Consider the following 26,046-nt stretch of genomic DNA (forward strand, 5'->3'; position numbering starts at 1 on the left):
ATTATTTCGCGGGCGGCGGACCGGCGTTTTCGATGGTGAAGCGGCTGTTTTCGAGCCGCAGTTCGTCGCCGCAATGGCTGCACGCGACGACCATGTTCAGATCGTGACCACAGGGGCGGTGGGTCAACAGCACCGGCGGCCCGCGGTCGTCCGAAAACCAGCGATCGCCCCATTGCAGCAAAGCGAGCAGCACCGGATACAGGTCGCGCCCCTTGGCGGTCAGGCGATATTCGAAGCGGTCGCCGCGGTCGGAATAGGGTACCGCCCGAATAATCCCCTGCCGGATCAGGCGCTCGAGCCGCCCGGTCAGGATGTTGGTCGCCATCAGCGTGTCGCGCTGGATCTCGTCAAAACGGTTGATCTGCGTGAACATCGCGCGGACAACCAGCGTTGCCCAGCGGTCGCCGAACAGCTCGATCATCGTGTCGACCAGCGGGCGGCCACCCGGGCGCCGCGCGCCGATTTCGCCGTTGAACCGGCGGCGCTCGTAATGCGGGACGATCTGCGCCAGCCCCGGCCCTTCGCGCCAATCGACGTCGCGCGGGTCGATTTCGGCGTGGCAATGACCGCAGGTTGGCACTGGTTCGGTCGCATGGCCGCACGTTGCATGGTGCAGGCGGACCTGAAAGTCGCGGCCGTCCGCCTCCCACTTATGCTGCCAGCGCAGCATCATCAGGCCGTTGGGAAACTGGTCGCGGCCCTTTGGCGTGAGCATATAATGAAAACCGCGACCGCCCTTGCGCGGCACCTTGGCGAGGCAATCCTCCTCGACCAGTTTCTTGAGCCGCCCGTTGACCACCGAGCGCGCGAGGCCGGTGCGCGCGACAAATTCGTCGAAGCTGTGGATGCCGAGCAAGGCCTGTTCCATGAGCAGCAGCACCGGTACGTCGCCGACGACGTCGAGTGCGCGCCAGATCGAACAAGCCCTGATGGTGCGGTCGTGTTTCAAGCTCAAGCCATCCTGCAGTCCGTGCCGCCACTAAACCACGGCCGCTATCCCGACAAGGCTGGCAGGAGGGCAGTACACCGCCCTCCCCCGTGTCAAAAGCGCCCGGTCAACTGGACCGCAATCGTGCGTGGGCGATCGACGATGCCGTTGTACGCATTGCCGGCATTGCGGGTGATCGTCGTCGCCAGCGGCATCGAACTCGCGGTTTGCAGAATGCGCTGGTTGGTCAGGTTGCGACCGATCAGCGCGATCTCCCACCGGTCATCGACCTGCGCCAGTGCCAGCCGGGCGCCGAGTTTGACGTAACCGTCCTGATGCGTGCGCGGGTCGAGGTTCGCGGCAGCGATATAGGAGGAGGAGAAGTCGGCATTGACGTTGAACGCCACCTTCATGTCGCTGCTGATCGGGGTCGTATAGTCGAGGTTGAGGTTGCCCGACCATTTCGGCGACAAGGCGTTGCGCAGCCCGGTATAGTCGCAGAAACCTCCCGGTCCCGGCGTTTGCAAATAATAGCATTGGCCCGAGGTGAAGTTGGTGAATTTGAAGTCGAGATAAGCGATCGCCCCGCTGAGCGTCAGCCCGTCTGCAAGCGCGGCGCGGAAATCGGCCTCGACCCCCTGGGTGCGCGCCCCCGCGGCGTTGGCGACGTTGAAGTTCAGCGTGCCGTCGAAGATATTGACCTGCAGATCCTTGTAGGTCGTGCGATAGAGCGACAGGTTGAACGCAACGTTCCGCCCCTTGTACTTCAGCCCCGCCTCGAAATTGTCGGCGCTTTCATCCTCGAATTCGAATGCGCCGGGGCGAGCGACGGTGGTCGATCCCGGCAGCGAATTGGAGCGGATGTCGAAGCCGCCCGCCTTGGTACCGCGTGCAAACGAGGCATAGAGCATCAGGTCGTCGGTCGCGTCGAACTGGACGTTGACCATCGGGTTGAAACTGTCTTCGCTGAGTTTACCCGATATGCTGTGTGCCTCGATATTGAGCGCGCGGAAGGTTCCGGCGACCACCAGCGGGTTGAAGGTGTTGAGCGGCCCGCGCACGATCGCCAGCGTGCGGCTGCCGCTTTTCTTTTCATGGTTGAAACGCGCGCCCGCGGTGATCCGGAAGCGGTCGCTGAGCGCGAGCTCGCCCTGCGCGAACACCGAGATCAGGTCGGATTTCTGCGAATAGACGCGGTCGTTGCGCGTATCGCCGATGGCGTTGAACGGCGGCCCCAGCGCAAGGAAGGTCGAGTTGAACAGCACCTGATCGTCGACATCGAGCTTGGCGTTCTGATAATAGACGCCGGCGATATAGTTGAACGCTTCGCCGCCGGGCGATGCCAGCCGCAATTCCTGCGAGAACTGGCGATAATCCTCCTGCAAGTTGGTGCCGTCGAGGAAGCTGATCCCCGAGAAATCGACATCGACGATTTCTCGGGTCTTGTAATCGAGCAGCGAGGTGACCGAGGTCAGCGTATGCTCGCCGATGTCCAGATCGGCGTTGAGCGTCGCGCCGAACACCTTGTTGCGGCTTTCATAGCCATTGTCCTCGCGGACAAAATCGGGGTTGGTGCTGACGAAGAACGGTCCCTGGAACACCGTATTGTAATTGCCGACCGCGCCGAACACGTCGCGCGGCTGCCCCTTCATTTCAAAATCGGCATATTCCAGCTTGAGCTCGGCGGCGAGCGGCCCGCCCTTGTCGAACTCCAGTTTGCCGCGAACATAATATTCGTCGACATTCGGTTCGTCGCGGTCGAGCTTCTGATTGTAGAAATAGCCGTCCATCGAGCGGTGATAGCCGACGACGCGCGCCTCGATCCCGTCGCTGAGCGGTCCCGACAAGACGCCCGTCAGCTGGAATTCCTTGTGATTGAATTCATAGAGGCCGCTTACCGACCCTTCGAATTCGTCGGTCGGGCTGCGCGTCGTGATGTTCACCGCGCCCGCGATGGCATTTTTGCCGAACAGCGTCGGCTGCGGCCCGCGCAGCACCTCGACGCGCTCCATATCGACCAGCGGCAGGCGCGACAGCTGGTCGCGGCCATAATAGACGCCGTCGACGAACATCGCGACCGACTGTTCGAACCCCTTGTTGTCGCCCGACGCGATGCCGCGGATCGCGATGCGGTTGGCGATCGCGGTCTGGGTGATCTTGAGGTTAGGAACCGACGAGCTGATCTGTTCGAGGTTGGTCTGGCCGTAATTTTCGACCTGCTTGCCGCTGACCGCGGAGATCGAGATCGGCACGTCGGACAGACCCTCGGCGCGTTTCTGCGCGGTGACGATGATTTCCTCGAGCCCGCCCTGATCGTCAGCCGGCGCCGCGTCCTGCGCAAAAGCCATACCCGGGCTGGCGAGGGCCGATGCAGCGAGCAGCGCAACAAAATAGCTCTTCATAAGGATCCTCCCACGCTCCATCGTCTTGGCGACCACCGCCCGCGATGTTTTTCTTGCCTTGCGACTCATAACGGCTTTAAGTATCGTTATGCAAGTCAGATAATTTGAGAGGATAGTTAGTGCCGCAACACGGCCTTCCCCCCGCCCTGACGCGCAATCTGCGCCTGCCTGCGATAGCCGCGCCGATGTTTCTCGTTTCAGGGCCGGAAATGGTGATCGCGGCATCGCGCGCCGGGATGATCGGCAGCTTCCCCGCCCCCAATGCGCGCACCTCGGCCGACCTTGAGGATTGGGTCAGCCGGATCGACGCGGCACTGTCAAACGACCCCCATGCCGCACCTTGGGCGGTCAATCTTGTCGTCCATCCATCCAACAGCCGCCTGCCCGAAGATCTCGCCTGCGTCGTGCGCCACAAGGTGCCGCTGGTCATCACCGCGCTCGGCAGTCCCGCACGGGTGGTCGAGGAAATTCACTCCTACGGCGGGTTGGTGTTCGCCGACGTCAATTCGGTCGGCTTTGCGCGCAAGGCGGCAGCGGCAGGCGTTGACGGCCTCGTCCTCGTTGCCGCGGGTGCCGGAGGCCACACCGGCGCGACCGCGGGCTTCGCCTTTGTCGAGGAGGTGCGGCAGTTCTGGGACGGCCCGCTTGTGCTCGGCGGGGCGATCTCGACGGGTCACGCTATACGTGCGGCCGAGATACTCGGCGCGGACCTCGCCTATCTCGGCACGTCGCTGATCGCCTGCGCCGAGAGCATGGCGGTGCCGGGATATAAGGAGATGGTCGTTGCCGCCGGTGCCGAAGACATCGTGCCTTCAAAAGGTATCACCGGTGTGACCGCCAACTGGCTGAAATCGAGCCTGATCGCCGCAGGCTATGACCCCGCGAACATGCCCGAGGACAAGCGCCCGAACTTCTCCGACGCGCAGGACGATGCCAAGGCATGGAAAAATGTCTGGTCCGCCGGGCAAGGCGTCGGCGCGGTGCGCGGCGTCGAACCTATCGCGACCATCGTCGATCGCCTGATTGTCGAATATGATGCCGCCGCCGCAAGGCCGCGCTTTACCCCCGCCGAAGGAGTCCTCGCATGACCGCCGAACTCGTCGAGACGATCCAGACTACGATCCAGCCGAACGATCATCCCTACATGAAGGGCGCGTGGCGACCGACGTACAACGAGTGGAACGCGATCTTCGCCAATGGCGATGCCGAGGTGATCGGCAATATCCCGACCGACATCGACGGCGTTTATGTCCGCACCGGCGAGAACCAGATCCACGAGCCGATCGGGCGCTATCATCCGTTCGACGGCGACGGGTTCATTCATGCGATTTCGTTCAAAGGTGGCCGGGCGAGCTATCGCAGCCGGTTCGTCCGCACCAAGGGATTTGCGGCGGAGAAGGAGGCCGGCCGCTCGCTGTGGGCCGGGCTGATGGAGCCGCCGCACAAGTCGACACGACACGGCTGGGGCGCGCAGGAATGGCTGAAGGACAGCAGCTCCACCGACGTCGCGATCCATGCCGGCAAGATCATCTCGACCTTCTATCAGTGCGGCGAAGCCTATCGGCTCGACCCCTTCACGCTCGAACAATATGGCACCGAAAGCTGGGTGCCGCTCGACGGTATTTCGGCGCATTGCAAGGTCGACCTCGCAACCGGCGAACTCATGTTTTTCAATTACTCGAAGCACGCGCCATACATGCATTATGGCGTCGTCGGGCCGGACAATAAGCTGAAGCATTATATCCCGGTGCCGCTGCCCGGACCGCGCCTGCCACATGACATGGCGTTCACCGAAAATTACACGATCCTCAACGACATGCCGCTCTATTGGAACGAGGAGCTGCTCGAAAAACGGCTGCACGTCGTGCAGTTCCATCCCGACCAGAAGACGCGCTTCGCGATCATTCCGCGGCATGGGCAGCCCGAAGATATCCGCTGGTTCGAGGCCGAACCGACCTACACGCTGCATTGGCTCAATTCGTGGGAGGAAGGCGACGAGATCATCCTCGACGGCTATTATCAGGAAGAGCCGATGCCGAAATCCTATCCCAACGCCCCCGAGGGCTTGGAACGGATGATGGCCTATCTCGATCAGGGGCTGCTGAAGCCGCGCCTCCACCGGTGGCGGTTCAACCTGAAAACGGGCGAAACGAAGGAAGAGCGGCTCGACGATCGCGACCTCGAATTCGGCATGTTCAACCACCGCTATGCGGGCAAACCCTACCGCTACGCCTATAGCGCGATCCCCGAACCGGGCTGGTTCCTGTTCCGCGGGTTGGTCAAGCACGACCTCGCGAACCGTACGAGCGAAGAATATGAATTTGGTCCCGGCCGCTTCGGTAGCGAAGCGCCATTTGCACCGCGGACCAACGCCAAGGACGAGGACGACGGCTATCTTGTCTCGTTCATCGCCGACCTCGAAACCGACAAATCGGAATGCGTGCTGATCGACGCGAAGAACATCGCAGCAGGCCCGGTGTGCCGGATCATCCTGCCCGAACGCATCTGTTCGGGAACGCACAGCGTCTGGGCGAGCGGCGACGACATCGGCATGGGCGAAAACAGCGTACTGGCCGCCTGAGATGATTGTCGCGGGAGAGGACAAACGGCGGCAATATCGGGCAAGCGGCTGGTGGGGCGATCAGACCTTTGCCGACCTGTTCGCGGCCAACGCGGTGGCGCATCCCGATCGCCTCGCGCTGGTCGATGCTCCCAACCGCGCCGACTTCGCTTTCGGTGAGCCGCAGCGGCTGACCTACGCCGAGCTGGCGGCAGAGATCGACCGGCTCGCGGGCGCGCTTGTCACCGCCGGGATTGGTAAGGACGATGTTCTGCTCGTCCAGCTTCCCAACATCAGCGAATTTGTCGCGCTCTATTTTGCGGCGGCAAAAATCGGCGCGATCGTCAGCCCGGCGGCGGTGCAATATCGCAGCCATGAGCTGAAGGGCATGATCGGCGTCGTCGAACCCAAGGCCTTCGTCTGCGCGACGCAGGTCAAGGGCTGCGACCATGTCGGTGTCGCGGCGCCGTTGCTCGATGGCATTGCGCTGATGACCTTCGGCCCCGATGCGCCCGCAGGCGCGCTCGACCTTTCAACCGCCGACGGCGACGCCGAAGCCCTCGCTGCGCATGTTGCCGCGAACCCGGTCGATGCCGACGACATCTTCACCATCTGCTGGACCTCGGGCACCACCGGCGTGCCAAAGGGCGTGCCGCGCAGCCACAATCACTGGATCGCCGTCGCCGCCGCGGGGTACGAGGCGATGAAGGTCGGGCCGGGCGACGTCTTGCTCAACCCCTTCCCGCTCATCAATATGGCGAGCATTGGGGGCATCACGATGTGCTGGCTGACCAGCGCGGGGACGATGGTGCTGCACCATCCCTTTGACCCCGGCATATATCTCAAGCAGATCGCGACCGAGCGGCCGAGCCTAACGATCGCGCCGCCCGCGGTGCTCAACATGCTGCTGCAGAACGAGGCTTTGCTCGCCTCGGTCGATCTTTCGAGCCTACGCGTCATCGCCTCGGGCTCGGCCCCGCTCGCGCCCGCGATGGTGCGTGGGTTCCAGGAAAAGCTCGGCATCATCATCGTCAACGTCTTCGGGTCGAACGAGGGGATGAGCTTCATCACCGGCGAAGGCGACATGCCCGACCCCGACAAGCGCGCGAGCCTGTTCCCGCGCCGCGGCCAATATCCGCCACCCTATGGCGAGGGTCGCGCCGCGAACATCGAAAGCCGCCTCGTGTCGCCCGGCGGCGGCGGCCCGATCGAGTTGGACGGCATATCGGGCGAACTGCAAATCCGCGGCCCCAGCCTGTTCGAGGGCTATCACAACGCCCCCGACCGCACTGCCGAAGCCTTCACCGACGACGGCTGGTTCCGCACCGGCGACCTGTTCGAGATCGCCGAGGGGGGAGACTTCTATCGCTTCGTCGGGCGCTGCAAGGATCTGATCATTCGCGGTGGGGTGAATATCTCGCCCGAAGAGATCGACCAACTGCTCGGGGGGCATCCGTTGCTTGCCGAAGCCTGTGTCTTCTCGCTCCCCGACCCCACGATGGGCGAGCGCATCGGCCTCGCCTATGTCCCGCGCGGCGGTGAAGGTGTCAGCCTGTCCGACGTCACCGACTATCTGCGTGAAAAGGATCTCGCGGTGTTCAAGCTGCCCGAACGCCTGTTCCGCTTCGACGCACTGCCGCGCAACGTCACCAATAAGGTGATGCGCAGCGAAGTGCGCGAACAGGCGCTCGCCACTTTCGAAAAGGAAGCCTGACATGGCAAAGGACGTGTTCATCCTCGGCGGCGCGCAGACAGACTTTGCGCGCAACCTCGAACGCGAAGGCGGCGGGCTGTTCGAGCTGTTTCGCGACGTCGCCGAAGCGGCCTTTGCCGCAACGGGCATCGAACCCAAGGAAGTCGAGACTGCGCATGTCGGCAATTTTGTCGGCGAGCTGTTCGCGGGTCAGGGCCAGCTCGGTGGCTTCTTCGGCCATGTCCACCCCGACCTCGCGGGCATCCCCGCTTCGCGCCACGAGGCCGCCTGCGCATCGGGCAGCATCGCGATCCTTGCCGCCGCCGCAGAGATCGAGGCCGAGCGCTACGGCCTCGCGCTGGTGCTCGGGATCGAGCTGATGCGCAACGTCCCCGGCCAGCGCGCCGCCGAATATCTCGGCGCCGCCGCCTGGGCGGGCCGCGAAGCGCAGGAAGCGCGCTACCTGTGGCCCTGGATGTTCGCGCGCATCGCCGAGGAATATGAGGAACGCTTCGGGCTCGATCGCGCGCATCTTCGTGCGATCTCCGCCAACAACTTCGCCAACGCCAAGAAAAACCCCAACTCGCAGACGCGCGGCTGGGCAGTTACCGACGATCATCTCGGCGAGAATAACGAGGTCAATCCGCTGATCGAAGGCTCGCTTCGCAAATCCGATTGCGGGCAGGTCACCGACGGCGCCGCCGCAATCTTCCTCGCCTCACGCGAAGTGGCGGAAGCCTACGCCAAACGGCGCGGGATTTCTATCGACACTATCCCGCGCATCAAGGGCTGGGGCCATTCGACCGCCCCCCTGCTCTACTCGACCAAGGTCGCGGGCAGTCGCGGCGAACCCTATGTCTTCCCCAGCGTCCGCAAAGCGATGATGGACGCGCTGCGCCGCGCCGAAATGCCCGACGTCTATGCGTGCGACGGGGTGGAAGTGCATGATTGCTTCTCGATCACCGAATATATGGCGATCGACCATTTCGGGATTACCCCGCCGGGCGAAAGCTGGCGCGCGGTCGAGGATGGCACGATCGCGCTCGGCGGCAAGCTGCCGGTCAATCCGTCGGGCGGGCTGATCGGGCTGGGCCATCCGGTCGGCGCTACCGGGGTGCGGATGCTGCTCGACAGCTGGCGGCAGGTCACCGGCAATGCGGGCGACTATCAGGTCGAAGGCGCGAAGAATTTCGCGACCTTCAACGTCGGCGGCAGCGCGACGACCGCGGTCAGCTTTGTCGTCGGCACCTGATTTGGTCGACGTCTATCTGTACGACGCCGTGCGCACCCCGCGCGGCAAGGCGCGACCCGATGGCGGTCTCGCCGGATTGAGTCCGCAAGAGTTGGTGCGCCAGCAGGTTGCGGCACTCGCGGCGCGATGCGGCGATTTTGTTCCCGACGCCTTGCTGGTCGGCTGCGTCACGCAGAGCGGCGCGCAGGGCGGGCATATTGCGATGCTGGCGAAACTCCATGCGGGTCTGCCCGACGCAACTGCGGCGCATAGTATCAACAATTATTGCGCATCGGGCCTGTCGGCGATCGGCCAAGCGGTTGCCAAGGTCGCAAGCGGCGAAGCGAACTGCATCCTCGCGGGCGGCGTCGAATCGATGAGCGCGGCGCCGTTCCTGAGCGACCGCGCCGCTTTCTACACCGACGACAGCTTGCCGCCGCACACGCGATTCGTCCCGCCGGTGCTCGCCGCCGACCGGCTCGCGAACGCCGAGGGACACACTCGCGCCGATCTCGACGCCGTGGCCCTCGCCTCGCAGCAGAAGGCTGCCGCCACGGACACGGACACCGCGCTTCAACAGTCGCGTATCGCCACCGGACCGCTCACCGGCGAGGAATGCATCCGCCCGCAAACCACTGCGGAATCGCTGGCCGCTGCCCCGCCTGCGTTTGGCGAATTGCAGCAGCAATATTCGGGCGCGCTTGAAAGCGCGACGTTCGAGCCGCTCCACAGCATCGCGCATGCGCCGCCGATCTGCGACGGCGCGGGACTGGCGCTGGTGGGCGCCGAAGGCCTTGGCTCTGCCCCCCGCGCGCGCGTTATCGCCTTCGCGGAAAGTGGTGGCGATCCCGCCGCGTCACTGACCGCGGGGTTTGCTGCGATGGACAAGGTGCTGGCGCGCTCTGGGCTGACGCTGGGCGACATGGACCGGGTCGAGTTCATGGAGGCCTTTGCCGTCACCATCGCCAAATTCCTGCGCGACCGCAGCGCCGATCCGGCGCGAGTCAATGTGAGCGGCGGGCACCTCGCCAAGGGGCATCCGATGGGCGCCAGCGGGGCGACCCTGACCTCAACCCTGCTCGACGCGCTCGACGCGTGCGGCGGACGCTACGGCCTCGTCGTGCTGACCGGCGCGATGGGAGTCGGGGCGGCGATGGTTGTGGAGCGGGCTAAGCGTTGACGTTCGTCGAGATACCAATTGCCCGGACCCGATTTTCCCTCCCCCTTGATGGGGGAGGCAGCGAGACTTGCGAACTTGTTCGCTAGTCGCAGCGGTGGGGGTCCGCTCGCGGCCCGCGACGACGGTTCAAGGAGGCACCGTCACCCCCATCCAACTTCGCCTAATCGCTGCGCGATAAGGCTGCGTATCCTTCCCCCATCAAGGGGGAAGGTCAATCGCGTCCCCGCAAATCCCCGTTGCACCCCCGCGCCATTCCGCTATGGGCGGCGCGTGCGGGGCTTGCCCCGCGCATGATCGCGCCGGTGCCCGAAAGGGCTTAAAATGGGAACGCGGTGGCGGGGTTCGTCCTGAACCCCCGAAGCCGAGGCTGTCCCTGCAACTGTAAGCGGCGAGCGAGATGTACCGGTCCGGATTTGCGGATCAGCCACTGGGGCAACCTGGGAAGGCGTGCATCGAGCCCTGACCCGCGAGCCAGGAGACCTGCCGGCGTGGGTCGCTCACTGCCAAGGTCCAGGGAAAGGCCGCGGCACGGAGGTTTCCGTCGAGCGACGACCAGGTGGCTGGAGCCGCCTTGGTGCCGGGGCCGCGGGTATTTTACGCCACTTGCGCCGCCAGCATCGGTCGATCGCGCCCGCGCATCGGCAGGCTCCGCCTTCGTTGTCGGCGTACGGGGGCTTTCCCATGTTGAAGTTATCGAGCATTTCGCTGATCGCGCTGGCCGCGGCAACACCCGCTTTCGCCGAAACCACCGCCGGCGACGGCGAACGCGGCGACATCGTCGTCACCGCTTCGGGAATCGAGCAGCCGCGCGACGAGGTCGGTCAGGCGATCACGATCATCGACGCCGACACGATCGAAAAGCGCCAAACGGTCGATATCGTGGACCTGCTCGCGACGACGCCCGGCGTCCGCTTCAGCCGCACGGGCAGCACCGGATCGGTCGCGGGCATTTCGCTGCGCGGTGCGGAGACGACGCAGACCCTCGTGCTGATAGACGGGGTGAAGGTCAACGATCCGAGCGGCATCGGCGACGGATATGATTTCGGCCATTTGCTGACCGGCAACATCAGCCGGATCGAGGTGCTGCGCGGTTCGAACTCGGTCGTGCATGGCAGCCAGGCCATCGGCGGCGTCGTCAGCCTGATGACCGCGACCCCGGCAGAGGGCTTCGCGGCGAAGGCTTCGGCCGAATATGGCTATAGCGATACGGTCAATGCCAAAGCCGATGTGTCGGGCACCGCCGGCGCGATTTCGGGCGGGATCGGCGGGGCTTACTTCCGCACCGACGGCATCTCGTCAGCGGCGGGGGGCACCGAGAAGGATGGCTACAAGAATTTCGCCGGCAACGCGCGGTTGAAAGTGGCGTTCAGCGACGCGCTCAGCCTCGATCTGCGTGGCTACTACATCAACGCCGACCTCGATTATGACAGTTTCTTCGGCGCCCCCGCCGACAGCCCCGACGTCGCCAAGCTCGACCAATATGTCGGCTATGCCGGGCTGAACATCGGCCTGTTCGACGGCAATTTCACCAACCGCGCGGCGGTGACGTGGATGCGAAACGAGCGCGATTATTATTTCGTGCGCGGGACCGCGCCCGATTACGGCTATTCGGGTACCAATTTGCGGTTCGAATATCAGGGGGTCGTGACGCCGGTCACCCAAGCGAAGCTGATCTTCGGCTACGAGCATGAGCGTCCCGATTATGATTTCTTCGGCTTTGGATCGACCGACAGCCAGCAGGCCAATATCGACAGCGTCTATGCGCTGGGCATCGTCCAGCCGTTCACCGGCCTGTCGGTAACCGGCGGCATCCGCCATGACGATCACAGCCAGTTTGGCGGCGCGACGACATTGGGCGCCAACGCCAATTATTCACCCAACGACGGTGCGACCAACATCCGGCTGAGCTATGGTGAAGGCTTCAAGGCACCGTCGCTGTACCAGCTCTATGATGCGTTCAGCGGCAATGCGACGCTGCGTCCCGAGCGGTCGAAAAGCTATGATTTCGGCATCGATCAAAATCTCGCCGATGGCCGCGCGCTGATTTCGCTGACCGCATTCCTGCGCAACACCACCGACCAGATCAATTACGACAATGCGACCTTCACTTACGGCAATATCGATCGCACCCGCGCCAAAGGTGTCGAAGCGACGCTGGCGCTGCGCCCCGTCGATGCGCTGAACGTCACCGCATCGTACAGCTATATCGATGCGCGCGACCGGTCGGGACGTCCGGCCTTCGACGCCAAGCGCCTGCCCCGCCGCGCCGAACATGCGGTAAGCGTGTCGGCGGACTATGACTGGTCGTTCGGCCTGTCGACCGGCGCGACGCTAACCTTGGTCGGCGACAGTTTCGACAATGCCGCCAACACCGTGCGGCTCGACGGCTATGCGCTCGCCGGGCTTCGCGCATCCTTCCCGGTGGGTGGCCATTTCGAGATCTACGGCCGCGTCGACAATCTGTTCGACGCCGAATACGCGACCGCCGCGGGTTACGGCACCTACGGCCGCGCGGCCTATGGCGGCGTCCGGGCGCGCTTCTGATGAAGGCGCGCACCGACGCCGAACATACGGCGAAGATGAAGAAGATTCAGGCCGCGCAGCGAAAAAAGGTCGCAACCAAGACGGTCGAAAAGGGGCTGGTGATTGTCCATACCGGTCCCGGCAAGGGCAAGACCTCCGCCGCGCTCGGCATGGCGGTGCGCGCGATCGGCCATGACATGAAGGTTGGCGTCGTGCAGTTCGTGAAGGGTGCGATGAAGACCGGCGAGAAGGCGGTGTTCGACCGCTTTCCCGACCTGATCGAATTCAAGCCGATGGGCGAAGGCTTTACCTGGGACACGCAGGACCGCACGCGCGACATCGCGGTCGCGCGCGCGGCGTGGGACGAGGTCAAGCGCATGATCGCCGATCCGAGCTACAAGATGGTGATCGCCGACGAGCTCAATATCGTGCTGCGCTACGACTATCTGCCCGTCGATGAGGTGCTGGAGGCGCTGGCCGCGAAGCCGCACATGACGCATGTCGTCGTCACGGGCCGCAACGCGCCCGAGGCGCTGATCGAGGTCGCCGATCTTGTCACCGAAATGGCGCAGGTGAAGCATCCGTTCCGCGAACAGAATGTGAAGGCGCAGAAAGGGGTCGAATTCTGATGCGCAAACGCGCGCTTGCGGCGGTAGCGGCGCTGCTCGGCGGCGCGGGGCTGCTGTGGGCGGCTGCCCCTGCCCCGCGCGTCAAGGCACCTGCGGTGCCGCAGCGCATCGTGTCGATCAACCTCTGCGCCGACCAGCTCGTGCTCGCGCTTGCCGACCGGGAACAGATCGCGGGGCTGACGAAAAATGCGACCGACGCCGAAATGTCGGGCGAGGCCGCCAAGGCGCGCGGTATCCGGCTGCTCAGCAATTCGGCGGAGCAGATATTGGCGATCGAACCGGATTTGATCGTCGGCATGCCCGCGAGCCGAAGCGCGGCGCTCCGCGCGCTGCCGCAGCAAGACTATCCGTTGCTCGACCTCGCAACCGCGAACACGCTCGATGAAATCTACACCTCGATCCGCAAGACGGCGGCGGCGGTTGGCCATCCCGAACGCGGCGGCGCGCTGATCGCGCGGATGCAGGGAGAACTCGCTGGGTTGCCCAAGCCGGGTAAGGGCCGCGTCGCAGCCTATTATCAGCGGCGCGGCTATATGACCGGAACCGGGACGTTGATCGACGAGCTGATGGGGCGCGTCGGGCTGGTCAATCTGGCGGGCAAGCTCGGCAAGCCGCCGCTGTCGCAACTGAGCCTTGAGGAAATGGTCGCGGCGCAGCCCGATTTCCTGATCGTCGAAAGCGCAACCGACGTGGTGACCGACCAAGGGAGCGAAATGCTGCACCATCCAGCGCTGAGCGGGATCCCACGCATCAGCATTCCGCAGGCATGGACGGTGTGCGGCAGCCCCGCCTACACAGCGGCGGCGCGGAGCATCACGGCGCAGATTGCGCGCATCGACGGGGACCGCTCATGAACCGTTTTGCCGTGCCCCGCTGGTCGCTGATCGCGTCGCTGCTGTTGCTGACACTTGCCGCCGCGATCGGCTCGATGCTGTTCGGTGCGGTCGATCTGTCGGTCGCGCGATTGCTGGCCGCTGCAAGCGGCAACGGCGACCGGGTGGCGTCGATCATCCTGTTCGACCTGCGCCTGCCGCGGACAATCCTCGCGCTTGCGGTCGGCGCGATGCTAGGGCTCGCGGGCGCGGCATTGCAGGGCTATTTGCGCAACCCGCTTGCTGAACCGTCGGTGCTCGGCACCTCGAACGCTGCGGCGCTCGGCGGGGTCGCGGCGATCTATTTCGGCATTGCCGAGTTGCATCCGGTGATGCTGCCGGTGCTGGCGACAGGCGGCGCACTCGTCTCGCTCGTATTGCTGTTCGTCTTGGCCGGTCGCGCCGAAAGCCCCCTTACCCTGATCCTCGCAGGGATCGCGGTCGGCACGCTCGCTGTCGCAGGGACCAGCCTCGCGCTCAACCTGTCACCCAATCCGTTCGCGGCGATGGAGATCATGACCTGGCTGCTCGGCAGCCTCGAGAACCGGTCGTTCGACCATGTGTGGATCGCGCTGCCGTGCATCGCGATCGGCGGGGCGATGCTGCTGTGGAATGGCCGCGCGCTCGATGCCCTGACGCTCGGCGAGGATGCCGCGCAGACGCTTGGCACCGACCTTCGGCGAACAAGATTGCGGCTGCTCGTCGGCACCGCGATCGGAGTCGGCGGCGCGGTTGCTGTCGCGGGCGCGATCGGTTTTGTCGGGCTGATCGTGCCGCACCTGATCCGTCCGCTGACCGACCGCAGCCCGTCGGCGATCCTGCTGCCTTCGGCGATCGGTGGCGCCGCGCTGCTGACGCTCGCCGACCTCGGGGTCCGTATCATTCCGACGACGAACGAGCTGAAGCTGGGGGTCGTCACCGCCTTTCTGGGGGTGCCGGTCTTCCTGATCCACCTGATGCGGGAGCGGCGGCTATGGTAAGCATCACTCTCGATCATATCGGTGTCACGCTTGGTCGCCGCGCGGTCGTGCACGATGTCAGCGCCGAGTTCGGCGCAGGAACGCTGACCGCCATCGTTGGCCCCAATGGTGCCGGCAAATCGACGCTGGCGCGCGCGATGCTCGCGCTGGTGCCCGCCAGCGGGACAGTAACGATCGACGGCATCGACGCGACGGCGATGCCGCGCGGCGAGCTCGCGCGGCACATCGCCTATGTGCCACAGGGGCAGACCTTGCACTGGCCGCTGACTGTCGAACGGCTCGTCGGGCTGGGACGGTTGCCCCACCTTGCGCCGATGTCGCGGATATCTGACGCCGATACCGCCGCGATCGAGCGCGCGATGGCGCGCGCCGATGTGCTGGAGCTACGCGATCGGATCGCGACCGAGCTGTCGGGCGGCGAGCGCGCGCGCGTGCTATTCGCGCGTGCGCTGGCGGTCGAGGCACCCGCGCTGATCGCCGACGAACCGCTCGCGAGCCTCGACCCCGGACACCAGATCGACGTGATGGATATGCTGCGCGCCGAGGCGGCGGGCGGCGGGCTGGTGATCGCGGTGCTGCACGACCTGACGCTGGCCGCGCGCTATTGCGACCGGCTGTTGCTGATCGATCGCGGGCGGATCGTCGCCGATGGCACACCCGCCGACGTGCTGACCGCCGAGCGTCTGCGCGCGGTGTACGGGATCGACGCCGCGGTCGAGACCGGCGGCGACTGGCCCACGATTACGATATTTGGCCGCGCCTCTGGCTAACGAACTGGTGCAGCCACACGCACGGTGCGGCTTGTCCGTTTGCCATCGGCCGAGCGACTGCGCAGTTCGATTTCACCACTGACGCCGACTGGCCCCGAATAGCGCGTCCAGTCGCCCCCGCCGATCCGATATTCGATCGCCGTCCCCGGAAAGACGCTGTTCGCCTCCAGCCTGCCGTTGGCGATCCGGGCGCCCGGCGGCGCAACGCGATAGGCAATCGCCATGCGGTCGAGCATCGGCAGCTGCGCCGCGACGCGTCCCGCGAAATCCTGCCAACCCGCCTTGAGCTTCACCGCATCGACGCGCTTGTCACCCCATTCATAAGTGGCACCCGCACCGTAGGGCGGCGCCCATATCGCCGGGCTCCACGCGCGTTCGGCGAGCGCGAGCAGGCGCGGGAACAGCATATAATCGACCTGGCCATCGGTGCGGATCGTCTCGCTCCACAATTGCGCTTGCACCCCCGCGATCCGGCGTCCCGATTGCAGCACCGGCTCGTCCGCGATCGCCTTGCCCTGTGCATGGGTGTTACGGATCGTCGCGGCGTTGGCGGGCAGGTTGCCGGGCATGAAGCCGAACACCTGATAGTCGTCGACTCCGCGCGAGGCCCAGTGATAGCCGCCCTCGTCTGGGTGCGGGGCATAGGGCATATCGAAATAGCCGAGGTCGGGGATCGACAGCACGACGTCCCAACCGCGGTTCATCTGGTCATGCGCCTCGCGCACCGCGCCGCCGTGCAGCACGCCCCAGATGTTCGTCTGGACATTCCCGGGCATCTTTGTGGCGTCGGTGTGGCCCATGCCATCGCTCCAGCCGCCGGTGCGCAGGCCTTTGGCGGCGAGACGCTGCGCAACCCGCTCGATGAAGCGCGGGGTGAGCTTGCCCGCGTCGCCGCCATTTTCGGCAATCATCGCCCGGCAAGCAGGCGATTTCACCCAGGCGCCCGCGGTTTCGTCGGCGCCGATGTGAAAGATGCGCAGCGGCGTTCCCGCCTGCCGGTGCATGTCGGCAAGCGCATCGACCACCGTATCGACGAAGCGATAGGTCGCGGGCAGGCAGACGTTCAGCGTATTGTCGTTATAGTGCTGGATGCTGCGATATTCGGTCGTGTCCGCCGGGTCGATCAGGCGATAAGCATCGGCATCTGCCGCCTTGCCCGCGGCCATCAGCCGCGCGTGGCGAACCTCCATCGCCTTGATCGCGGCGCGGCTGTGGCCTGGCATGTCGATCGACGGGATGACCTCGATCTGCCGCGCCGCCGCGGCCTGAACGATCGCGACATAATCGGCGGCGGTCAGATACCCGTTGACGCCGCCCTTCCCGTCATGACCGGCGCCGAGCTGGGGCAGCAGGCACGCCTGCTCTCGCAGGTCATGGCATCGTTTCGATCCGATCTCCGCGAGTTCGGGAAGCGCCGGAATTTCGATCCGCCAGCCCTCGTCGTCGGCCAGATGGAGGTGCAGCTTGTTGAGCTTGTACGCCGCCATGGCCTCGACCAGCTTCAATATCTGGTCGCGGCCGTGGAAATTGCGGCCAAGGTCGATGTGCAACCCACGAAAGCCATATTCGGGGGCGTCCACCACGCGCAGCGGTTTCATCCGGCCCTTTTCAAACGCCGCCTGCTGCGCCAGCGAGCGCAGCGCATGGCTGGCTCCCGCCGCGTCGTGCGCGGTGATCGCGATCCCCGACGTCCTGACGTCGAGCATATATCCCTCGGGCTTTACGATTGCGACCGGATCGACCCGGACCGTCAGCGGCAGTGCGCCGCCTTCGGCGACACCGAGCGACGCGAGCGCGGGCGCGACGGCGGCCCTTTCGACACCGTGGAGCGTCAACGCAATCCCCCGGCCAAGATCGACCGACGGCCGATTGCCCTGCACCGCCTCGATCGGTTTCGGCAGGATCGCCACACCGGTTGTCGCAGCGGCTTGGCGCTCCGCCTGTACGGCAAAGGCCCGTTCGGCGGTCAACCAGCGGGTCCGATCGGCGTCGCTTTTGGTCGCCAGCCGTGCCTCGTTCGTCATCGGCGCCGCGAACGGCAGGGCTTCGAGGCCGGTTTCGGGATCGATGACCGCGCGCGTGGCGGCAATCGTCCGCGGGTTTACCCCGTCGGCGACGAGATAGGCATTGGGCATCGCAAATGCCCGCGAGAAATTGGCGCCGATCCCCCACAGCTTGACGACGTGCCGTGCACCGGGGCCCAGCGTCGCGCCGGGCTTCAGCGTCAATTGCTGAACATCGCCGTTGATCAGCCGGTGCGTAAAGATATCGCTTTCGACCAGCGGCAACTGATTGACGAAGCTGAAATAGAGTGAGAGGCCGCGCGTCGGCAGTGCATCGGGCAGGGTTTCAGGGAACGTCAGCGTGATCGTGGTCAGGAAACAACCGGCAATCCCGGTTGGGCATTGGGGCCGGTTGTCGACGGTTTCCAGCTGATAGCCCAGCGTGTCGGCGAATTGGTCGAGTGCCGCCTGCGGCGACGCCTCGGCTGCCGCGGCTTGCGGCGCAATCAGCGCCGCCACCGCCAGCATCGCCCAACCCACCGGCTGCATAATCGTCTCCCGTCCCAAAATTTGTATTCAATTTGTCATGTCGGTGCGAGACGGTCAACGCCTTTCCACAACCTAGGAGATGCAACAAGTCCTGCTAAATCTATCGTAATTGAAACCGATGAACCCTCGTCACCGACGTAGGCATTGGTTTTAAATTAGTATTAGTTTCCGCCTATGGGCATGGCTGAGACGACGATCGCTGCCAGGAAGCCACCCTTCGACTGCCCCAAAACGACGACCGCGCACTGCCGTGGCATCCGTCGCCACGCGCAACAAAGATTGACGCAACGATACCAATGCAACACATATGATCGCGGCGCTGGCCTTATAGCCATTGCGCCGGGGCAATCAGGTGGAGCAAGGTCGTTGTCATTGATCGAACGCGTGGGTCCGCTCCACAAGGACGACCCGACCCCACTTTATCTGCAATTGCAGAAGGTTCTGCGCGGCGCGATCGAGGGGCAGCTGGTCAGGCCGGAGGAGGCGATCCCCACCGAGCGCGATCTGGCCGAGGAATTCGACGTGTCGCGCATCACCGTGCGCAAGGCGATCGACGGGCTGGTCGCCGATGGCATCGTCGCGCGGCGCCGCGGCGCCGGGACCTTTGTCACGCGTCCCCGGGTCGAGAAAAGCTTCTCCAAGCTCACCTCATTTTCAGAGGATATGGTGTCGCGCGGCCGCAAGCCGCACAGCGAATGGATCAGCAAGACGGCCGGCGCGGTGACGCCCGAAGAGGCATTGTCGCTGGGGCTGTCGCCAGGGTCACTCGTCTATCGCTTCCACCGCATTCGCTATGCCGACGACACGTCGATGGCGCTCGAATATGCGACGATCCCAGCCTATTGCCTGCCCTCGGTCGAAGCCGTTGATGCGTCGCTATATGAAGCGCTGGAAGCCGCGGGCCATTTGCCCGCGCGCGCGTTGCAACGATTGCGCGCCATTGCCTTTACCGCCGAACAGGCGGACATTCTGGGGATCGAGCCGGGTATGCCGGGGCTGTTCATCGAACGGCGCGGCTTTCTGGCCGACGGGCGCACCGCCGAATTCACCCAAAGCTATTATCGCGGCGACGCCTATGACGTCGTGGCGGAGCTGAACGGCTAGCCCAGCCCTGACATACCGAGGCATTGATGCCAGCGCGGCGCGCTGATCGACGCCGTGCGCGCCGCGTCGCGCGTGCGATCCCAAGGGTCGCCAGATCGGCTGAGCCGATTTTTTGAACATACATCTTGATGAGCTATATATAACCTATATAGTACCAATATATCGAGCCGCCGCGAGCCGCTCGATCGGGAGGCCAGATTGATGACGCTGAGCGCCGCGCGAGACGGACGACACACGCTGATGGAGGAGGAAGCGGGCGAGGCGGCGGCAGCGGTCGCGCGCATGCTGGAGGCGAACCGCGATGCGTTTGCCGCCATCGCGCGCCGCCTTCACGCCGCGCCGCCGGTCGCCGTCGTCACTTGCGCGCGCGGTTCGTCGGACCATGCCGCGACCTATGCCAAATATCTGATCGAAACGCTGACCGGGACGCCGACCGCATCGGCGGCGCTGTCGATCGCATCGCTCTATGATGCTCCCTCACTAGTCGGCAACCGCTTGTGTCTGGCGATTTCGCAATCGGGCCAAAGCCCCGACCTGCTGGCGGCGGTCGAACAGCAGCGCGCGTCTGGCGCGTTCGTCGTCGCGCTGGTCAATGCGCCCGACGCCCCGCTCGCCAAGGTCGCCGACGTCGTAATCCCGCTGTCAGCGGGAGTCGAACGATCGGTCGCCGCGACCAAATCCTATATCTGCTCGCTGGCGGCGATCGCGGCGCTTGTCGCCGCTTGGTCACAAGATGCCGCGCTCGATGCGGCGCTCGATACGCTGCCGGCCAGCCTCGCCGACGCCTTTGCTCTCGACTGGTCGGCCGCCGTCACGGCCTATCGCGGCGCGAGCAACCTGTTCGTCCTTGGCCGCGGCTATGGCCTTGGCGCCGCGCAAGAGGCGGCGCTCAAATTCAAGGAAACGTCAGCGCTTCATGCCGAAGCGTTCAGCGCCGCCGAAGTGCGCCATGGACCGATGGCCATCGTCGGCAAGGGCTTTCATGTGCTGGCGCTGGGCGGCACCGATCGCGCCGCGATCAGCGTCCGCGATACGGTCGCCGAATTTCGCCAGCGCGGTGCGACCGTGCTGCTTGCCGATCCTGCGGTCGGTGACCTGCCCACCATCGCCGCACATCCGGCGATCGAGCCGATCCTGACGATCCAGAGCTTTTATCGCATGGCGAGCGCGCTGGCGCTGGCGCGCGGGTGCAACCCCGACTCGCCTCCGCATCTGAACAAGGTTACCGAGACTTTATGATCTATCGCTTTCACAACGGCCGGGTCGCACTGCCGGACGGCGCCGTCGGCGCGGCAGATATTGCTGTCGCCGATGGCGTCGTTACCTCCGTCACCCCGGCCGGACCAGCGTCCGCCGATCATGTAGTCGATCTGGCGGGTGGCTGGCTGCTCCCTGGCTTCATCGACACGCAGGTCAATGGCGGCGGCGGCGTTCTGTTCAACGATCAGGTCGACGTCGAGGCGATTGCAGCAATCGGCGCCGCGCATGCCCAGTTCGGCACCACCGCATTCTTGCCCACGCTGATCAGCGACACCCCGGCCCAGATCGCCGCCGCGATGGCTGCGGTCGATGCCGCGATCGAACAGGGGGTGCCGGGGGTGATCGGCATCCATATCGAAGGACCGTTCATCAACGAGGTCAAGCGCGGTATCCACGAGGCGCATCGCATCCGCCGCCTCGACGCCGAGACGCTCGCCACGCTCACCGCCCCGCATCGCGGGCGCGTGATGCTGACGCTGGCGCCCGAACTCTGCGCCGAAGAAGATATTCGCACCCTCGTTCGCCACGGCGTGATCGTCAGCGCCGGTCACAGCGACGCGACCTATGACGAGGCGCAGCGTGCGATCGGCGCGGGACTTTCCGGCTTTACCCATTTGTTCAACGCGATGTCGCCGCTGCACCACCGCGCGCCGGGCGCGGTCGGCGCCGCGTTCGATTCGGACAGCTATTGCGGCCTGATCGTCGACGACGTCCATCTCCACCCCGCGGTAGTCCGGCTAGCGATCAAGGCCAAGGGCATCGAGCGCGTCATGCTGGTCACCGATGCGATGCCCAGCGTCGGCACCGACGACAGCGAATTCACCCTGCAGGGCAAGCGTATCGCGGTGAAGGACGGCGTCTGCATTTTTGAGGACGGAACGCTTGCCGGGACGCATCTCGACATGGCGGCGGCGCTGCGCAAGACGGTCGAGGTGACCGGACTGCCGGTGACCGACGTGGCGGCGATGGCCAGCGCCACCCCCGCTGCTTTCCTGTCGCTGCAGGGCAGCCACGGGGCGATCGCGCCGGGGCAGCGCGCCGACTGGGTGTGGTTGGGCAGCGAACTCGATCCGCGTGCGACGTGGATCGGCGGACGGATTGCGCCCGACACCGTACCGGACCTGTCCCGCGCGTAGAATGATAATCAAGCCGCACAAAAAAAGCGGCGGAAGTTTTGGGGATTAGATGGATGAGCCTGATCATCACCTCTCCGCTCAGAGGGTGGGCGACGACGCTGGACAGCGTTCCCGATCCCGTATTCGCCCAGCGCATGATGGGCGACGGCGTGGCGATCGAGCCGCTCGGCGACACGATCGTCGCGCCGTTCGACGGCGAGGTGGTGACGCTGCACGACGCCGGGCATGCGATTTCGCTGCGCAGCGCCGAGGGCGCCGAGGTGCTGATCCATATCGGGCTCGACACCGTGATGCTGAAGGGCGAAGGCTTCACGCCGCTGGTGGCGATCGGCCAGACCGTCGCGCGCGGTGACCCGCTGATTCGCTTTGACCTAGACGCCGTCGCGCTCGCGGCGCCCAGCCTGATCACCCCGGTGATCGTCACCAATGCCGAAGCCTTTGCGATCAGCCGCCGCAGCACCGACTGCGCGATCAGCGCGTGCGAGGCGCTGATGACGCTGGTTCCCGTGCAGGCGAACGTCCGGCGCAGCTCGGACGACGGGATTGTGATCGAACAGACGGTGCAGCTGGCGCTGCCGCACGGCATCCACGCGCGGCCTGCCGCGCGGATCTGCGAAGCCGCGCGCGGATTTCAGGCCGAGCTGCACCTGCTGAACGGCGACAAGCGCGGCGACGCCCGCAGCACCGTGGCGCTGCTCGCGCTCGGCACGCGGTTCGGCGACGAGGTCGTCGTGCAGGCGCGCGGCGACGACGCCGAGGCAGCGTTGGCGGCCATCGCCGCGTTGCTGGCGACCGACATGGGCGAGACGGCGCCTGCTGCGCCGTCGGCGGCCGCACCCCCGAGGACTACCCTGCAAGCTGGTCAAATCGGCGGCGTGATCGCATCGCCCGGGCTCGCGATGGGACCCGCGGCGCGGCTGCGGCAGGCCGAGATTGCGGTAGCGAGCGAGGGCGTCGGCGCGGCGGAAGAACGCGCCGCGCTGCTGGCGGCGCGCGATACGGTACGCGCGCATATTGCAGCGCGCGCCGACAGCGACGACGCCAGCATCGCGGCGGTCATGCAGGCGCATCTTGCACTGATCGACGATCCCGAACTGATTGCGGGCGCCGACGCGCGGATCGCCGCGGGACGCAGCGCCGGTTTTGCCTGGCGCGGCGCGATCCATGACCAGATCGACGCGATCCGCGCGACCGGCAACGCGCATCTGATCGAACGGATCGACGATCTGGTCGACGTCGAACGGCAGCTGCTGTCAGCGCTGACCGGAACCCCGCTCGAAACCGCCGCGATCGCCGCGGGCGCGATCATCGTCGCCGACGACCTGTTGCCGTCGCAGCTGGTGGCGCTCGCCGCTGCGAATCCCGCCGGGGTCTGCCTGACGCGTGGCGGGCCGACGTCGCACGTCGCAATCCTGTGCGCCGGAATGGGGCTGCCCGCGCTCGTCGCGATGGGCGCTGCGCTGGGCGCGATCGAGGATGATGCGCCGTTGCTGCTCGACGCCGAACTCGGCCATGTCACGCTGCGCCCCTCCCCCGCCGACGCCGCTGCCTTTGCCGCGCGGCTGGCGAAGCGTGCCGCGCGGCGCGGCGCCGCGCAGGCCGCGGCACAGGAAGCCTGCCGCACCGCCGACGGGACGCGGATCGAGATTTGCGCCAATCTGGGTAGCGAGGCCGACGCGCAGTTCGCCGCGGCGCAGGGCGCCGAGGGATCGGGGCTTGTCCGCAGCGAATTTCTGTTCCTCGATCGCGAGACCGCGCCGTCGGAGGACGAACAGCACGCCGCCTATCAGGCGATCGCCGACGCGCTGCCCGGCAAGCCTGTTATCATCCGCCTGCTCGACATCGGCGGCGACAAGCCCGCCGCCTATATTCCGATTGCCGCCGAAGAAAATCCGGCGCTCGGCCAGCGCGGCATCCGCGTCGCGCTCGCCCGGCCCGACTTGCTCGAAACCCAGCTCCGCGCGATCCTGCGCGTCGAGCCCGTGGGCGCGTGCAAGATCATGATCCCGATGGTCGCCAGCATCGACGAGTTGCGGCAGGTCCGCACGCTCGTCGACCGGCTGCGCAGCGATATGGCGATCTTTACGCCCGTCGAGGTCGGGGTGATGGTCGAGACCCCCGCCGCCGCGATGACCGCCGACCTGCTCGCGCTCGAGGCCGATTTCCTGTCGATCGGCACCAACGACCTCACCCAATATGTGTTGGCGATGGACCGCGGCAATCCCGCGGTCGCCGCCGGGGTCGACGCGATGCATCCTGCCGTGCTCCGCTTGATCGGCGAAACCTGTCGCCGCGCCACTGCGCGCGGGCGCTGGGTCGGGGTGTGCGGCGGGCTCGCGTCGGATCCGGCGGCGCTGCCGATCCTGATCGGGCTGGGCGTCACCGAATTGTCGGCGGTCCCCGGCTTCGTCGCCGAGGCGAAGCAGATCGTCCGCGGCCTGACGCTGAGCGAAGCGCGCGCGCATGCCGAACTCGCGCTGCAATGCAAGTCGGCCGCCGAAGTTCGTGCGCTCTCCCGCGCTTTCGAGGAGACACGTCGATGAGGAAGATGCTCGAAACGCTCCAGCCGCTCGGCCGCGCGTTGATGCTGCCGATCGCGGTGCTGCCGATCGCGGGTCTGTTGCTGCGCATCGGCCAGCCCGACCTGCTCGACATCGCCTTCATCTCCGCCGCGGGCGCCGCGATCTTTGACAATCTGGGTATCCTGTTCGCGATCGGCGTCGCGGTGGGGTTTGCGCGCGACGGCAATGGCGCCGCCGCGCTGGCGGGCATCGTCTGCTACCTGGTAACCACAACGGGCGCGCAGACCTTTCTGATTGCGCCGCCCGATGTTGGCGCCGGGTTGCCCGAAGCCGCCGCGGCGCTCGCCGGAAAGACCTGGGCACTGAGCCAGATCGACAAGCTGGAGGTGCCGATCGGCATCCTGTCCGGCCTGATCGGCGGCAATTTCTACAACCGCTTCGCGACGATCGCGCTGCCCGAATATCTCGCTTTCTTTGGCGGTCGCCGCTTCGTGCCGATCGCCAGCGGGGTCGCCGGGCTGCTGCTCGCGGCAGTGCTCGGTTATGGCTATGCACATATCAGCGGCGCGATCGACACCGCCGGCCGCACCGTCGTCGAAAGCGGCGGCGTAGGGCTGTTCGTCTATGGGACGCTCAACCGGCTGCTGATCGTCACCGGGCTGCACCATATCATCAACAATGCCGCCTGGTTCGTCGTCGGCGATTTTGCGGGGGCAACGGGCGACCTGCGCCGTTTCTTCGCGGGTGACCCCGACGCCGGCGCTTTCATGTCGGGGTTCTTCCCGGTGATGATGTTCGGCCTGCCCGCCGCATGCCTCGCCATGTATCACGAGGCGCGGCCCGAACGACGCAAAGCGGTCGGCGGCATGCTGCTATCGCTGGCGCTGACGAGCTTTCTGACCGGAGTGACCGAGCCGATCGAGTTCACCTTCATGTTCGTCGCGCCCCTGCTCTACGCGATCCACGCGCTGCTGATGGGCGTGTCGATGGCGCTGATGGACGCGCTCGGCATCCGGCTCGGCTTCGGCTTTTCGGCGGGGCTGTTCGACTATGTGCTCAATTTCAGCCTCGCGACGCGGCCGTGGCTGCTGCTCCCGATCGGCGCCGTCTACGCGGCGCTCTATTACGGGCTGTTCCGCTTTTTCATCCGCCGCTTCGACTTGCCGACCCCGGGCCGCGAAAAAGGCGAGGTCGCCGAGGCCGCGGCGACCACCGCCGGGAGCGCGCGCGGCGACGCCTTTGTCACCGCGCTGGGCGGCGCCGCCAATCTGGTCAGCGTCGATGCCTGTACAACTCGGCTCCGCCTGATCGTCGCCGACAACGACGCGATTGACGACGTCGCGCTGTCGCGGCTCGGTGCGCGCGGCATCATCCGCCCGTCCGACAAGGCGGCACAGGTCGTGCTCGGTCCGATCGCCGATCTGGTCGCCGAGGAAATTCGCGGCGCGCTGTCAGGCGGCGCGGCCGTCGCCCCGGCCGCGGATGCGCAACCGGCGAGCCGCGACGTCGAGCCGGTCGCCCTGCCCGACGAGATCGCCGCTGCGCTCGGCGGCAACGACAATGTCCGCGCCGTCCGCGTTCTCCATGGCCGCTACCGCGTCGAACTGACCGACGCGGCACGGATCGACGAGGGTGCCTTGGCGCAACTGACGCGCGGAATTGTCCGCCCGCAGCCGGGCGTCTGTCATATCCTGATCTGAACCG

The 26,046-nt window shown here is 65.7% G+C and carries 18 protein-coding genes and 1 riboswitch; of the genes, 15 read left to right on the forward strand and 3 right to left on the reverse strand.

Going from position 1 to position 26,046, the window contains the following annotated elements; translation table 11 throughout:
* Window position 1 precedes the first annotated feature (1 nt).
* Window positions 2-949 carry a winged helix-turn-helix transcriptional regulator gene (locus tag FFS18_RS01185; protein WP_137869418.1) on the reverse strand — a complete coding sequence of 316 codons (948 nt, stop codon included), beginning with the start codon at window positions 947-949 and terminating at the stop codon, window positions 2-4.
* 92 nt (window positions 950-1,041) lie between these two features.
* Complete coding sequence (locus FFS18_RS01190) at window positions 1,042-3,330, reverse strand: TonB-dependent receptor (protein WP_249340243.1); 2,289 nt, start codon at window positions 3,328-3,330, stop codon at window positions 1,042-1,044.
* Between the two features lie 185 nt (window positions 3,331-3,515).
* Between FFS18_RS01190 and FFS18_RS01195 the strand changes: the two genes are divergently transcribed.
* From FFS18_RS01195 to FFS18_RS01240, 10 genes are all read left to right on the forward strand, one after another.
* Entirely contained in the window at window positions 3,516-4,418 is a 903-nt protein-coding gene (locus tag FFS18_RS01195; protein WP_249340244.1) for an NAD(P)H-dependent flavin oxidoreductase, read from the forward strand.
* Window positions 4,415-5,911, forward strand: a complete 1,497-nt coding sequence (locus tag FFS18_RS01200; RefSeq protein ID WP_137869421.1) for a carotenoid oxygenase family protein — start codon at window positions 4,415-4,417, stop codon at window positions 5,909-5,911. Before FFS18_RS01195 ends, FFS18_RS01200 begins: the two co-directional genes overlap by 4 nt.
* A 1-nt stretch (window position 5,912) precedes the next feature.
* A complete protein-coding gene (locus FFS18_RS01205) occupies window positions 5,913-7,604 on the forward strand; it encodes a class I adenylate-forming enzyme family protein (protein WP_137869422.1) in 1,692 nt (563 codons plus the stop codon).
* 1 nt (window position 7,605) lies between these two features.
* Entirely contained in the window at window positions 7,606-8,835 is a 1,230-nt protein-coding gene (locus FFS18_RS01210) for an acetyl-CoA acetyltransferase (RefSeq protein ID WP_137869423.1), read from the forward strand.
* Window position 8,836: 1 nt separating this feature from the next.
* On the forward strand, window positions 8,837-9,994 hold the full coding sequence (locus FFS18_RS01215; RefSeq protein WP_137869424.1) for an acetyl-CoA C-acyltransferase: 1,158 nt from the start codon (window positions 8,837-8,839) through the stop codon (window positions 9,992-9,994).
* A gap of 284 nt (window positions 9,995-10,278) precedes the next feature.
* Window positions 10,279-10,496: riboswitch (cobalamin riboswitch) on the forward strand.
* A 179-nt stretch (window positions 10,497-10,675) separates the two neighbouring features.
* Window positions 10,676-12,538 (forward strand): TonB-dependent receptor plug domain-containing protein, encoded by a 1,863-nt coding sequence (locus FFS18_RS01220; RefSeq protein WP_137869425.1) that lies wholly within the window; start codon window positions 10,676-10,678, stop codon window positions 12,536-12,538.
* Window positions 12,538-13,146, forward strand: a complete 609-nt coding sequence (cobO, locus tag FFS18_RS01225; protein WP_137869426.1) for a cob(I)yrinic acid a,c-diamide adenosyltransferase — start codon at window positions 12,538-12,540, stop codon at window positions 13,144-13,146. Before FFS18_RS01220 ends, cobO begins: the two co-directional genes overlap by 1 nt.
* Window positions 13,146-14,000 (forward strand): ABC transporter substrate-binding protein, encoded by an 855-nt coding sequence (locus FFS18_RS01230; protein WP_137869427.1) that lies wholly within the window; start codon window positions 13,146-13,148, stop codon window positions 13,998-14,000. The genes cobO and FFS18_RS01230 overlap by 1 nt, the downstream gene beginning before the upstream one ends.
* Entirely contained in the window at window positions 13,997-14,998 is a 1,002-nt protein-coding gene (locus FFS18_RS01235) for a FecCD family ABC transporter permease (protein WP_137869428.1), read from the forward strand. Before FFS18_RS01230 ends, FFS18_RS01235 begins: the two co-directional genes overlap by 4 nt.
* Complete coding sequence (locus FFS18_RS01240; RefSeq protein ID WP_137869429.1) at window positions 14,992-15,768, forward strand: ABC transporter ATP-binding protein; 777 nt, start codon at window positions 14,992-14,994, stop codon at window positions 15,766-15,768. Before FFS18_RS01235 ends, FFS18_RS01240 begins: the two co-directional genes overlap by 7 nt.
* Here FFS18_RS01240 and FFS18_RS01245 read toward each other — a convergent pair.
* The gene (locus tag FFS18_RS01245; protein WP_137869430.1) at window positions 15,765-18,320 is read right to left on the reverse strand and encodes a beta-N-acetylhexosaminidase; all 2,556 of its coding nucleotides are present in this window, start codon (window positions 18,318-18,320) and stop codon (window positions 15,765-15,767) included. The two genes, FFS18_RS01240 and FFS18_RS01245, sit on opposite strands and share 4 nt — an antisense overlap.
* A gap of 366 nt (window positions 18,321-18,686) precedes the next feature.
* Here FFS18_RS01245 and FFS18_RS01250 point away from each other — a divergent pair, with 366 nt between their 5' ends.
* The 5 genes from FFS18_RS01250 (at window position 18,687) to nagE (ending at window position 26,042) form a co-directional block, all read left to right on the forward strand.
* The gene (locus FFS18_RS01250; protein WP_137869431.1) at window positions 18,687-19,424 is read left to right on the forward strand and encodes a GntR family transcriptional regulator; all 738 of its coding nucleotides are present in this window, start codon (window positions 18,687-18,689) and stop codon (window positions 19,422-19,424) included.
* Window positions 19,425-19,625: 201 nt separating this feature from the next.
* Window positions 19,626-20,663 carry an SIS domain-containing protein gene (locus tag FFS18_RS01255; protein ID WP_212743004.1) on the forward strand — a complete coding sequence of 346 codons (1,038 nt, stop codon included), beginning with the start codon at window positions 19,626-19,628 and terminating at the stop codon, window positions 20,661-20,663.
* Complete coding sequence (nagA, locus tag FFS18_RS01260; RefSeq protein ID WP_137869432.1) at window positions 20,660-21,820, forward strand: N-acetylglucosamine-6-phosphate deacetylase; 1,161 nt, start codon at window positions 20,660-20,662, stop codon at window positions 21,818-21,820. The genes FFS18_RS01255 and nagA overlap by 4 nt, the downstream gene beginning before the upstream one ends.
* 53 nt (window positions 21,821-21,873) lie before the next feature.
* Window positions 21,874-24,363 (forward strand): phosphoenolpyruvate--protein phosphotransferase, encoded by a 2,490-nt coding sequence (gene ptsP / locus FFS18_RS01265; protein ID WP_212743005.1) that lies wholly within the window; start codon window positions 21,874-21,876, stop codon window positions 24,361-24,363.
* Window positions 24,360-26,042 carry an N-acetylglucosamine-specific PTS transporter subunit IIBC gene (gene nagE / locus FFS18_RS01270; RefSeq protein WP_137869433.1) on the forward strand — a complete coding sequence of 561 codons (1,683 nt, stop codon included), beginning with the start codon at window positions 24,360-24,362 and terminating at the stop codon, window positions 26,040-26,042. The genes ptsP and nagE overlap by 4 nt, the downstream gene beginning before the upstream one ends.
* Window positions 26,043-26,046 lie beyond the last annotated feature (4 nt).

This window comes from Sphingopyxis sp. 2PD, from assembly GCF_005503695.1.
Lineage (GTDB): Bacteria > Pseudomonadota > Alphaproteobacteria > Sphingomonadales > Sphingomonadaceae > Sphingopyxis.

Excerpts from the sequence above, each read along its gene's own strand:
- FFS18_RS01190 (WP_249340243.1), bottom strand. The coding sequence starts at position 3,330 with ATGAAGAGCTATTTTGTTGCGCTGCTCGCTGCATCGGCCCTCGCCAGC.
- FFS18_RS01195 (WP_249340244.1), top strand. The coding sequence starts at position 3,516 with ATGTTTCTCGTTTCAGGGCCGGAAATGGTGATCGCGGCATCGCGCGCC.
- FFS18_RS01200 (WP_137869421.1), top strand. The coding sequence starts at position 4,415 with ATGACCGCCGAACTCGTCGAGACGATCCAGACTACGATCCAGCCGAAC.
- FFS18_RS01205 (WP_137869422.1), top strand. The coding sequence starts at position 5,913 with ATGATTGTCGCGGGAGAGGACAAACGGCGGCAATATCGGGCAAGCGGC.
- FFS18_RS01210 (WP_137869423.1), top strand. The coding sequence starts at position 7,606 with ATGGCAAAGGACGTGTTCATCCTCGGCGGCGCGCAGACAGACTTTGCG.
- FFS18_RS01220 (WP_137869425.1), top strand. The coding sequence starts at position 10,676 with ATGTTGAAGTTATCGAGCATTTCGCTGATCGCGCTGGCCGCGGCAACA.
- cobO (WP_137869426.1), top strand. The coding sequence starts at position 12,538 with ATGAAGGCGCGCACCGACGCCGAACATACGGCGAAGATGAAGAAGATT.
- FFS18_RS01230 (WP_137869427.1), top strand. The coding sequence starts at position 13,146 with ATGCGCAAACGCGCGCTTGCGGCGGTAGCGGCGCTGCTCGGCGGCGCG.
- FFS18_RS01235 (WP_137869428.1), top strand. The coding sequence starts at position 13,997 with ATGAACCGTTTTGCCGTGCCCCGCTGGTCGCTGATCGCGTCGCTGCTG.
- FFS18_RS01240 (WP_137869429.1), top strand. The coding sequence starts at position 14,992 with ATGGTAAGCATCACTCTCGATCATATCGGTGTCACGCTTGGTCGCCGC.
- FFS18_RS01245 (WP_137869430.1), bottom strand. The coding sequence starts at position 18,320 with ATGCAGCCGGTGGGTTGGGCGATGCTGGCGGTGGCGGCGCTGATTGCG.
- FFS18_RS01255 (WP_212743004.1), top strand. The coding sequence starts at position 19,626 with ATGACGCTGAGCGCCGCGCGAGACGGACGACACACGCTGATGGAGGAG.
- nagA (WP_137869432.1), top strand. The coding sequence starts at position 20,660 with ATGATCTATCGCTTTCACAACGGCCGGGTCGCACTGCCGGACGGCGCC.
- ptsP (WP_212743005.1), top strand. The coding sequence starts at position 21,874 with ATGAGCCTGATCATCACCTCTCCGCTCAGAGGGTGGGCGACGACGCTG.
- nagE (WP_137869433.1), top strand. The coding sequence starts at position 24,360 with ATGAGGAAGATGCTCGAAACGCTCCAGCCGCTCGGCCGCGCGTTGATG.